Here is an 8,879-nt window from a genome sequence, read left to right as displayed (position 1 = left end):
ACGACGAGCGCTTTCGCCGCATGTGGAAGCTTTACCTGCTGATGAGTGCCGGCAGCTTCAAGGCCCGCGCCAGCCAGCTTTGGCAACTAGTCCTCTCGCCCAGGGGAGTAAGGGGCGGCTACCGCTCGGTGCGGTAGTTGTTTCCTCCCCCGCCAACCCCTTGGGCTCCCCAAGCCGCGTGCTACGATGACTTTTGATTATCATTCTCATTCAGGCAAGTGGGTTGATGCCCGAAGCTCTGCGGCAGATTGTCGCGCGCTTTCAAAAGGCCAAAACCTCTCGTCAGAAGTACGAGTTGCTGCTGGCCTATGCCAAGCGCCTGCCCCCTTTCCCCGATTCCCAGCGAACAGAGGAGAATCTCGTGCGGGGTTGTGCTTCGCGGGTGTGGCTGGCCACCGAGCTAAGGGACGGCAAGGTCTACATCCAGGGAGATGCCGATGCCCAGTTGGTCAAGGGCTTGGTGGCGATTTTGGTGGAGGGGCTAAGTGGCTCAGCACCAGAGGAAATTTTGGGGGTTTCCCTGGAGTTTGTGCGGGAAATGGGCCTCAACTTCAGCCTTAGCCCTTCCCGCAGCAACGGCCTGGTGAGTATCTTTTCGCTGCTGCAGCAGCGGGCCTTGGCTTTCCAGAAGTCAGGCGCTTCCGACGCTGCTGTCTCTGTTGTCTCGTGAGGTGTTAGGGCTCATGGCTAATAACTCTCTGCGTTCGGCCCGACCCGTGCGATCGCTGGTCTCGCTGGTGGCGGCCCTCTCGGTCGGGATCCTAGGCACCTTGCAGATGCGCCAAGAGAGATCCCAGGCCCAGCAGGGATCCACTCCCCCGCAGGTGGTGACCACAATCCTGCCGATAACGCAATTTACCCGCGCCGTGGCCGGGAAGCGGGCCGAGGTGAAACCTCTGATCCCTCCCCAGATGGGGCCCCACGACTTTCAGGCCCGACCCGAGGATGCGCGCCTGCTGTCCCAGGCGGATGTGCTGGTGATCAACGGGTTGGGAATGGAGACCTTTTTGGAGGGATTGATTGCCAACGCCGGCAATCCGAAGCTGCGCATCATTGACAGCAGCCAAGGGATCCCGACTTTGCAGACCCAGGAGCCAGAGCATGGCCACTCCCACAGCCATGGCCATTCTCATGGTCACAGCCACGGCCATGGCCATTCTCATGGTCACGGGCACTCTCACGGCAAGTTGAACCCCCACATCTGGCTAGATCCCAGGCGAGCCATCCGGCAGGTGGAAAATATTCGCGATGGCCTCATTGCTGTCGATCCAGAAGGGGCAGAGACCTACCGCGCCAACGCCGCTGCCTTTATCCAGCAACTGGAGGCTTTGGATAAGGAAATCGAGCAGCGCTTGGCCCCCTTTGCCGGCAGAAAGTTTGTGGTCTTCCACGACTTTGCCCCTTACTTTGCCGAGCGCTACAACCTCAAAGCGGAGTTCCTGGTGGAGATCCCGGAAGCCAGCCCCTCTCCGGAAGATGTGCGCCGGGTGATGGAGACGGTGCGGCAGTCGGGCCTAAAGACAATCCTGGTGGAGCCACAAGTGGGGAAGGACAACCCCTTTGAGGTCTTGGCCCGGGATCTGGGGGTACAAGTCCGCGTATTCGATCCCTTGGAAACGGCTGGCCCAGAGGGGATCGAGCCGGAGTACTACCTAACCATCCTGCGGCAGAACGTGGAAAACCTGGTCTCCGCCTTCGAGAAAGAGAAGGCCTGGGTTCCCCTGCAGTTGCCCTTGGTGGGTCAGGCTGCTCTCGAGCACCTGCTGGCAAGGGGGCGATGAGCTTCCATTCTGGCGAGGTTGTCCTGCGGGTGGAGGGGCTGACGGTCTATCGGGGATCCCAGTTGGCGGTGCAGAATGTCTCGTTTGAGCTGGCGGCGGGATCCCATACGGCCATTGTCGGCCCCAACGGCGCCGGCAAGAGCACCTTGGTGCAGGCCATCTTGGGCATCCTGCCGCGGCAGTGTGGCTCGGTTTCCATCCTAGGGGAGCCGCTGCGCCTGTCAGGGTACTTGCCCCAGAAAGTGCGGCAGCAGCTTGCCTATGTGCCGCAGCGCTTGCACTTCAACCCCGCCATTCCCCTGACGGTGGCGGAGTTTGTTGCCCTGGGCTGGGGATCCCTTAGGCCCCGCTGGCCCTGGCAGGAGCGAGCTGCTCGGCAGGAGGCCGTCGAGAAAGCCTTGCAACGGGCCGAGGCTCTGCACCTGGCCTCTAAGCCCCTGGGTCAACTGAGCGGCGGCGAGCTGAAGCGCGTGTTGTTGGCCTATTGTCTAGTCTGGCCGCGGCGGCTGCTGGTGCTGGACGAGGCCCCCGCTGGTCTAGATAGCCTCAGCGAAGGGGAATTCTATCGGCTATTGGAAGAGCTGCGCCGCTCCCTGGGCTGGGCCATCCTGCAGGTCTCCCACGACCTAGAGATGGTGTCCCGCTACTGTGACCGCGTGCTGTGTCTCAACCGCTCCCTGATTTGTCAGGGATCCCCTGAGGCGGCCCTGGCGCCGGAGATGCTAAACCGCGTCTACGGCCCCGAGTTTGCCCGCTACATCCACCACCACTGAGGAGGGGCAATGCCGGAGACCTGGGCGCAGGTGGTGGAATGGCTGCAGTTGCCCTTCATGCAGCGGGCTCTCCTAGGCGGCATCCTGACGGGGGTGACGGGGGGGCTTTTGGGCAGTTTTGCTATCTTTCGGCAGTTGGCGTTTTTTAGTGATGCCTTGGGGCATTCGGCGCTGCTGGGTATTGTCCTGGGAGTGGCCCTGGGGCTGGATCCCACAGCGGTGCTGATGGTGTTTGGGGTAGTGTTTGCCCTGGGGGTGACTTTTGTCCTGGAACACACCCAGCTTTCGGCGGATGCGGTGCTAAACATCATCTACTCCTCCTCCTTGGCCCTGGCCATCATTGGCCTTAGCCTGATCCCTGGCTACCGCGGCAACCTTAACCAGTTGCTGTTTGGGGATATTCTCGGCATCAGCCTGCCGGCCTTGTGGATGAGCGGCCTGCTCCTGCTCTTGGCCCTGGGGTACATTGGGCTGACCTTGCCCGCCCAGATGCTGCTCACCCTGGATGAGTCGCTGGCGCGGGCGCGGGGGGTAGAGGCGGGCTGGCAGCGGCTGGCCTTTGTGGTGCTGCTGGCGCTGGTGGTGGCCCTGTCGATCCGCTCGGTGGGGGTGCTATTGGTGAGCGCTTTTGTGGTGATCCCTGCCTCGACGGCGCGGCTTTTGGCATCCGGCTTTACAACCTATGTGCTGCTGGCCATGGGCTTGGGGGGCTTAAGCGCCGTGCTGGGGATCCTCCTCTCAGCCGCCTTCAACCTCCCCTCTGGCCCCAGCATTGTGGCCACCCAGTTGCTGTTTTTTCTCCTGGCCATGGGGCTGAAGGGGGGAGCGCAACTGCTGCGGCTCTAGCTGCCGGCCATTCCCAAAATTCTCTCTGGCAGAAGCTGGCCAAACAGGCGGCGGTAGCTCTCCGGGAAGACCTGGCCCATGAGGGTGGGCTGCTCGTAAACCCGCTTGAGGGTATTGAGATCCCGTTTGGTGATGGTGGGCACCCGCAGCAGGCGGCGATTGCCGGTAGCCGCTGCATGGTGGCCGCCGTACATCAGATCCCGCGGGTTGGGACTATGGCCCCACAGCCCCAGCCCATGGCCAATCTCGTGCCGGGCCACCGCCGTCACTTCTGCCAACCCCTGGCCTTCGGCAATGACAATGCGCACCCGCTGCTGCAGCGAGCCATCGGCGGCAAAGAAAAACTCAGGCCGGGCTGCCCCCGCTATCCCTTCGCCAATGGCAGGAACGCGGTAGATGCTTATCCCGTAGAGGGCCTCCTCTTCTTTGCCCACCACTTTCAGGGGGATGTAGGCCGACCACTCCTTTACCGCCTGCTCCACAAAGGTTTTCCACTGGGGGTGATCTCCCTGAATGTAGACAGGGACGGGGTAGAAGGCCCACTGGGCATAAGCTCCGCCCGGCAGCAGCGGCTCGATTTCTTCGAAGTAGTCTCCCGCCGACTTGTCGTAGGTGTAGCGGGCTAGGCCGGGGGGCAGCTTGAGGCGAACCGGCTGCGGCAGCTCTTCCAGGGGCCTCTGCGCCTGGGCCAGGGATCCCACCCCCCCTAGTGCCAGCGCCAGGAGCATTGCACCGGCACTAACCCCAAGCTGAAGGATGGAACGCCGCCGCCAGGCCATACCTTGGTTTCCTCCCTTCCTGATTAAAGGCTATTGGCTAGAAAAGCCAACGTCGATGCCAGCCAAGGGATCCCCTGTCCTAGAAGTGGCGGAATTGGCTACACTGAGAGTCTGTTGTCCCTAGCTTGGCCAAAGGTTTCCCATGCAGCTTCGTCTTGGCGAGCCGCCCCTAACACAGGCAGAATGCGCCCTGGTTTACTGCTTTGCCCCCACCGGCGAAAACGCCACCTTCTCGCTGCCTGCCGAGATTGCTGCCTTGGACGAGAAAGTGGGGTCGGGGCTGTTGGCAGAAGCGGTTCAAGAACAGAAGTTTCAGGGCAAGCCCAATAGCAGCCTTGCTCTGCGCCTGCCAGGAGCCATCCGCAAGCTGGTGTTGGTGGGGCTTGGGGATCCGGCTGCGCTGACGCTGGAAGCGCTGCGGCGGGCCACTGCCAATGGTCTGCGCCAGGCCCACAGCCTTAAAGCTAAGCAGGTGGTCCTGTCCTTGCCAGAAACGGGGCTGGATCCGGTGCGGGCGGTGCAGGCAGTAGCCGAAGCCAGCCTCCTTGTGGCCCACCAGGACAACCGCTTTAAATCCCAGCCCAAGCCCGAGGAAGAGCGCGGCTTTTCCGTTGAGGAAGTCACCCTCCTGGTGCCAGGCCTGGCCCAGGCCCGCCAAGACTATGAAAACGCCCTTCAGCGGGCCACCGAGATGGCTGCCGGGACAATCCTGGCCCGCGAACTGGTGGCCGCCCCTGCCAACGTCGTCACACCCCCTGCCCTGGCCGACACTGCCCGGCAACTGGCCCAAGACTACGGCCTAGAGGTGGAGATCCTAGGACGGGAAGAGTGCCAAGCCTTAGGCATGGGGGCTTTCCTCGGCGTGGCCCAGGCCTCAGATCTGCCGCCCCAGTTTATCCACCTCACCTACAAGCCCAAAGAAGGGGATCCCGTCGCCAAGCTGGCCCTGGTGGGCAAGGGCCTCACCTTCGATTCCGGCGGGCTGAACATCAAAACCGACTCCCGCAGCATTGCCATGATGAAAACCGACATGGGCGGAGCTGCAGCCGTCTTGGGAGCGGCCCGGGCCCTAGCTGCCCTCAAGCCACAGGTAGAGGTGCACTTTATTGTCGCCGCCACCGAAAATATGATTAGCGGCCGTGCCCTCCACCCCGGTGACATCCTCACCGCCTCCAACGGCAAGACCATTGAGGTCAACAACACCGATGCCGAAGGCCGCCTTACCCTGGCCGATGCTCTGGTGTTTGCCGAAAAGCTGGGGGTGGACGCCATTGTGGATCTAGCCACCCTAACCGGCGCCTGCGTCATTGCGCTGGGAGAAGAAATTGCCGGCCTCTTTACCCCCAATGAGGCCCTGGCTCAAGAGGTGCAGCAGGCGGCCAACCTCTCTGGTGAGAAGATCTGGCGCCTACCCTTGGAAGAGAGCTATTTCGAGGGCCTCAGCTCCACCGTGGCCGACATGAAGAACACCGGCCCCCGCTCCGGCGGCTCCATCACCGCTGCCCTCTTCCTCAAACAATTTGTGGAGAAAACCCCCTGGGCCCACCTAGACATAGCCGGCCCGGTGTGGACAGAGAAGGATGCGGGCTACAACAACAAAGGCGCCACCGGCTACGGCGTGCGCACCCTGGTGGAGTGGGTCTTGGCGCGGCAGGCTGCAGCCACCTCTTGAAGAGATCCCGCCTGAGCACCCAGGTGCGGCTGGGGGGAGAAGAATGCTACCTGGGCCCTACCCCCGAACGGGATGCCATGCTTTCTGCTCTGTATCTCATCGAAGCCGTCACCGAAACCGGCCAAGATCTGAGCGCCCTTTACCGGGCTTTGCAGGAACGGGAAGGATTTAGCTCGGTTTACCTGCGCCGCGACCTGCACCTGGCGGATCAAAACCAACAAACCCAGCTATTCCAACAACTGCAAGCGGATCCCCCCTCTGAGATTTTGGGGCAGAAGGTGATCAAGCATTTCGACAAAGACGGCTATAAGTTTACCCTTGCCGACGGCAGTTGGGTGATGATCCGCGGCAGCGGCACTGAACCTCTGCTGCGGCTGTACTCCGAAGCCAAAACCTTAGAAGCAGTCAATCATCTGCTGGATTGGGCAGCCGGCTTGGTCAACACAGCAGCTTCCCACCCCAGATAACTTTTGGAACCCCCTATGCCTTAGGGTTGCTGCGGTGCTGACTACTCGACTTTAATCGATACAAACTTCTGAGCCGAAATTGGCGGAACTGAAGAATCCGTAACCGTTATCAATGCAGAGAAAGAAAGGCCAATCGGAGGCTGGTTTGCTGCCGCTGGACATTGAACGGAAATGACCCCTGTGGATGTGTCAAAAAAGAAGGGAGGATTAGGTGCTGGCTCGGCTTTGAAAGTGAGTGGGCTTTTAACAGCGCCGGTAATGGTAACAGTTGGAGGCGCAGTGAGCTTCAAGTTAAGGTTAGCGCTACACTTCAAGGAAGTATCCTTATACTCAATTGCAAGAGTGGCAGGTGGTGGAGTCGGCGGCAGAGCTTTGATTGAAACAGGGATCACAGCACTGAGGTCGGCAGTCAAGAAGTTGGTAGCCGTCGTCAGCGCGGGATTGAGCTTAATGGTCACTGATCCGGCAGCTTCGTTAGGCGTCAGGCGAACAACCTCGAATTCCTGAGGCCCCTTGTTGCCTTCCTTGAAGACCAGCGTGCTGGTCGAAACAGTAAATGGCGCGCCAGGGACAAAAGGATTGGGGGTTCCACTCACATCCAACACAACCTGCCCACCAATCGGAGCAACTGGATTAAGGCTGACCGCTACTTTAGCAGAAGTGCCAACTGGCTGCTTATCATCAAAGGTGATGGACTCGGGATCAACGGTAATGCTAGGTGGCGGCTCTTGCTGCTTTAAGGTCACCGGCACGGCAACATTCACGCTGCCCACCGGATAATTGGCAGCGGTTGTGGCCGGGTCGCGGGTAACTGTGATGGTGGCATTGCCCTCCTGTGTAGCCGGGATCAAACGAGTCAGCACAACCTTAGGTGTATCCGGGGATCCCGGTGGAAGGACAACTGTTACGAACGAGGCAGCAGTTGTGGAAACGCCCACCACCTGCGGGTTGCTGCTTTCTACCTTCAACACCAGGCTGCCGTTGGCCGGAGGAGCAGACGGCGTAAGCGTGAGAGTTTCTATAGAGCCAACAGTCGTCCCTGAGGCAAACGTAGCTGCTGCTGGCGTAACGCTAACTTTTTCAACAGGAAAGGGAGTGGGGGGAGGAGGAGGGAAAGGAGTAGAAGGAGCCGGAGTTTCTGCCTTGATGGTGGGGAGAGGAATAGGAGAGGGGATTGGAGGAATGGTTGGGGCTGCAGCGGGAGTTTGGATGACAATCGTAGGAGCCGGCAAAGGGATCCCTGGTGGTGGTATGGGAGGTAGGCCCACCTCGGTACCGCCAGTGGGCACGCTAGGAGTCTGAGGGGGAATGATCGGCCCAGGGACAAAGCTGGTGGCGTTCTTGTCCTTGGCTTGCTGGCAGCCAACCAAGCTGGCTGTGGTGAAGAAAACAGCGCCTACACTGCCCAAAGCCCGCGACCAATTCTTTCTAATCCTGATCCTCTTCACGTTCATTTCCTGCCACCCTCACTTACCAAAATAGGCATCACAAATCTGGCTAAAGTCGTCATCACAGGTTAGCCACTAGTTAACCACCAGATTGATGGGAGGAGCTGCGCTGGGCAGAGTTTGATTGTTCGACACAAACAGCAGCGGCAAGGTGTAGATCCCAGCAGCTGTTGCCTGAATAGAAACATTGACCTCGCAAGTGGCACCTGCGGCTAAGACTCCGCCCGAAAGACTGATGATCCTCGTCCCCGGTATGGCGCCCACAACTCCTCCGCAGGTATTTGGATTAGCAAGGCCGGCAGGCGTGGAAGGATTGGCAACAGCCACTCCCTCAGGCAAGATCGCCTGGAAGTTCAGACCACTCAAGGGAATGGCCCCAGCCACTCGGTTATCGACCACAAAAGTGAGAGTAACAGGCGTGTTGACCGGCGCTGGATTGGGCAGTAAGAAGCGGGTAAACAAAGGCGACGGCCCTACAGGAACCGGCGTCGGAACAGGGGTAGGGCCTGAAGTCGGCGTAGGTACAGGCGGCAGGGGTGTCGGCGTCGGGGTAGGCGTTGGCTGAGGGAGATTGCTACAGGCTGGAATTGCAAAGCCGCGAACTTCGTTTCGAGTTTCCCCTGGACTGAAAATCGAGTCGTCAACCCGTAAAACTTGACCAAAGCTATCTCGGATAGTTAGAACAAAAACAATGTCGTCCCCTGTCAGTATGTCTTCGCCTTCGATCCTTCTAATCGCCTTTGAAAAAATCCTCAAGTCCTCGAAAAACCTAGGGTCTGTTGGAAATGTATAGCTAAAGTTGAATCCGTTAGCATCGGTGAACGTGTTGCCTCTTCCAATCAGCAGGTTCCTAAACTGGCTCAGGGCCTCAGGTCGGATTACGCCAGTAACATCCGTTCCGCAAGTGATATTCAAGACCTGAATGTCTACACTCGCAATCACCCCTCGGACAATCAGGTTGGTCAGGTTCACCTTGTAAGAGAGCGAGGCAAACGGCTGGTCAACATCAAAGCCGCCCCCTGACCCAAATTGCGGCGGATCCGGCAGGTCAGGCTGAATGGGCGGCGGCGTGATGGGGGCAAAGTCTGGCCCAGGGCGGAAGGTGATGGGTGT

The 8,879-nt window shown here is 59.8% G+C and carries 9 protein-coding genes; 6 read left to right on the top strand and 3 right to left on the bottom strand.

The genetic code is table 11. The features are described from left to right. The first annotated feature begins 226 nt into the window (after positions 1 to 226). Genes NW841_RS10460 through NW841_RS10445 form a run of 4 tightly spaced genes read left to right on the top strand, consistent with a single transcriptional unit; the run spans position 227 to position 3,400 of the window. Complete coding sequence (locus NW841_RS10460; RefSeq protein WP_414386310.1) at positions 227 to 670, top strand: SufE family protein; 444 nt, start codon at positions 227 to 229, stop codon at positions 668 to 670. Between the two features lie 13 nt (positions 671 to 683). Continuing rightward, positions 684 to 1,781: a metal ABC transporter solute-binding protein, Zn/Mn family gene (locus NW841_RS10455; protein WP_414386308.1), complete on the top strand. Its 1,098-nt coding sequence runs from the start codon at positions 684 to 686 to the stop codon at positions 1,779 to 1,781. Then, on the top strand, positions 1,778 to 2,554 hold the full coding sequence (locus tag NW841_RS10450) for a metal ABC transporter ATP-binding protein (protein WP_414386306.1): 777 nt from the start codon (positions 1,778 to 1,780) through the stop codon (positions 2,552 to 2,554). Before NW841_RS10455 ends, NW841_RS10450 begins: the two co-directional genes overlap by 4 nt. 9 nt (positions 2,555 to 2,563) lie before the next feature. Further along, positions 2,564 to 3,400 carry a metal ABC transporter permease gene (locus tag NW841_RS10445; protein WP_414386304.1) on the top strand — a complete coding sequence of 279 codons (837 nt, stop codon included), beginning with the start codon at positions 2,564 to 2,566 and terminating at the stop codon, positions 3,398 to 3,400. Here the strand turns inward: NW841_RS10445 and NW841_RS10440 are convergent. Further along, positions 3,397 to 4,179 carry a hypothetical protein gene (locus tag NW841_RS10440; RefSeq protein WP_414386302.1) on the bottom strand — a complete coding sequence of 261 codons (783 nt, stop codon included), beginning with the start codon at positions 4,177 to 4,179 and terminating at the stop codon, positions 3,397 to 3,399. The two genes, NW841_RS10445 and NW841_RS10440, sit on opposite strands and share 4 nt — an antisense overlap. 142 nt (positions 4,180 to 4,321) lie before the next feature. Between NW841_RS10440 and NW841_RS10435 the strand changes: the two genes are divergently transcribed. Next, the gene (locus NW841_RS10435) at positions 4,322 to 5,851 is read left to right on the top strand and encodes a leucyl aminopeptidase (RefSeq protein ID WP_414386300.1); all 1,530 of its coding nucleotides are present in this window, start codon (positions 4,322 to 4,324) and stop codon (positions 5,849 to 5,851) included. After that, a complete protein-coding gene (locus NW841_RS10430) occupies positions 5,848 to 6,318 on the top strand; it encodes a hypothetical protein (protein WP_414386298.1) in 471 nt (156 codons plus the stop codon). Before NW841_RS10435 ends, NW841_RS10430 begins: the two co-directional genes overlap by 4 nt. 41 nt (positions 6,319 to 6,359) lie before the next feature. Here NW841_RS10430 and NW841_RS10425 read toward each other — a convergent pair whose 3' ends face one another. Continuing rightward, positions 6,360 to 7,289: a hypothetical protein gene (locus NW841_RS10425; RefSeq protein WP_414386296.1), complete on the bottom strand. Its 930-nt coding sequence runs from the start codon at positions 7,287 to 7,289 to the stop codon at positions 6,360 to 6,362. A 552-nt stretch (positions 7,290 to 7,841) separates the two neighbouring features. Beyond that, the coding region (locus NW841_RS10420; RefSeq protein ID WP_414386295.1) for a hypothetical protein at positions 7,842 to 8,879 on the bottom strand (1,038 nt) is incomplete at its 5' end.

Origin of the sequence: Synechococcus sp. H60.3 (genome assembly GCF_047462295.1) — a bacterium.
GTDB lineage: Bacteria > Cyanobacteriota > Cyanobacteriia > Thermostichales > Thermostichaceae > Thermostichus.
This window is presented reverse-complemented; position numbering and strand designations above follow the sequence as displayed.

What these genes read in the sequence shown, in the direction of transcription:
- NW841_RS10455 (WP_414386308.1), top strand. Translation starts at nt 684, where the DNA reads ATGGCTAATAACTCTCTGCGTTCGGCCCGACCCGTGCGATCGCTGGTC.
- NW841_RS10440 (WP_414386302.1), bottom strand. Translation starts at nt 4,179, where the DNA reads ATGGCCTGGCGGCGGCGTTCCATCCTTCAGCTTGGGGTTAGTGCCGGT.
- NW841_RS10435 (WP_414386300.1), top strand. Translation starts at nt 4,322, where the DNA reads ATGCAGCTTCGTCTTGGCGAGCCGCCCCTAACACAGGCAGAATGCGCC.
- NW841_RS10460 (WP_414386310.1), top strand. Translation starts at nt 227, where the DNA reads ATGCCCGAAGCTCTGCGGCAGATTGTCGCGCGCTTTCAAAAGGCCAAA.
- NW841_RS10450 (WP_414386306.1), top strand. Translation starts at nt 1,778, where the DNA reads ATGAGCTTCCATTCTGGCGAGGTTGTCCTGCGGGTGGAGGGGCTGACG.
- NW841_RS10445 (WP_414386304.1), top strand. Translation starts at nt 2,564, where the DNA reads ATGCCGGAGACCTGGGCGCAGGTGGTGGAATGGCTGCAGTTGCCCTTC.